The organism is Actinacidiphila cocklensis (genome assembly GCF_907177275.1).
Taxonomy (GTDB): Bacteria; Actinomycetota; Actinomycetes; order Streptomycetales; family Streptomycetaceae; genus Actinacidiphila; species Actinacidiphila cocklensis.
The window spans coordinates 1-1,188 of record NZ_CAJSLV010000017.1 but is presented as its reverse complement, the minus strand read 5'-3'; the positions used below and the strand labels follow the sequence as shown (position 1 = coordinate 1,188).

The window sequence follows — 1,188 nt, the reverse complement described above, 5'->3', positions numbered from 1 at the left end:
GGGCGGGCATGAGGTGGTTCAGGACTGCTCGTCCGATGGTGCCGACAAGGTCGATGGTGGTGCCGGCGATGATGCCGTTGGCCTGGATGACCTGGTCGCGGGCGGTTTCGAGGGCGATGGTGAAGCTGGCCCGGTCCGGATCGGTGCCGGTTGTTGATTCGGTTGCGTCGGCGATCGCGATCCGGATCGCCTGGTAGGTCGCGAGCAGGGCGTAGATCTCCTGGGCGATGCCGGCCCAGGTCTGGGAGCGCAGGACCCGTCGGCCGAGCATCGACTTCTTGATCGCGAAGTAGGCGGTCTCCACTTCCCACCGCTCGTGGTAGAGGCCGACCAGGTCGGATGCCGGGTAGCGGTGGTGGTCCAAGAGGTTGGTGGCCAGCCGGTAGAAGCCGCTGTGTCGGCCCTGGCCGGTGGTGATGGTGATCTCGCATTCGATGATGCGGACCTTCAGGTCACCGAAGCGGGAAAGGAACGAGCCGTCGTCGTAGCGGACCAGGACCGCAGGTTTGCGGGTGGCTGTGACACGGACGAGGAAGGCTCCCCGGGTGGCGGCGACCGCGGCCAGTAACGCGTTGGAGGAGAAACCGCGGTCCAGCAGCACGATCATGCCCGCGTGCACGGAGCGCATCAGCCGCTTGCCATAGACGCTCTCGCCACTGGACCGCGGGCCGAAGGCTGCGTCCAGGACCGCGCGGGTGCCGCAGGCCACCAGCGCGCTCAGACAGATCTGCGGGTAGCCGGAGGTCGCGTACTGGTTGGTGCCCCTGCCCAGGCGCGCCCGGTGCAGGGGGCTGTCGGGGACGTCGAGGTAGGTGCCGTCGATCGCGACGGTAAGCAACCCTTTGAAGCGGGCTGTCGGGGTGCGGATCGCGCAGGCCGGCCCGCGCAGCAGGTCGAACAGGGCCTGCATCGGCCGTACTCCCAGCCGGGTCCGGGCGTCCCACAAAGCCGCCCCGGTGATCTTCACAACCGGCAGCGGGTCCAGCGCGGCGGTGAGCTTGCGCCAGACGGCCAGGTAGCCGCACTCCTCGAACAAGGCAGCCGCCAGCAACAGGTAGACCACCACCCGGGCCGGAAGCTTCCGCAGCCTGCGCTGGGCCGCACCGGTCTCGGCGAGAACGGCATCGACCATCTCGAACGGCACGATCTGGGTGAGTTCCCCCAGATGACCGGGGGCGAACAAGCCCC

1 protein-coding gene is annotated in these 1,188 nt (G+C 68.4%); it reads right to left on the bottom strand.

From position 1 onward, the window contains the following. A partial coding sequence (locus NFU81_RS03765) for an IS4 family transposase (protein WP_251484983.1) occupies positions 1-1,188 on the bottom strand: 1,188 nt, incomplete at both ends.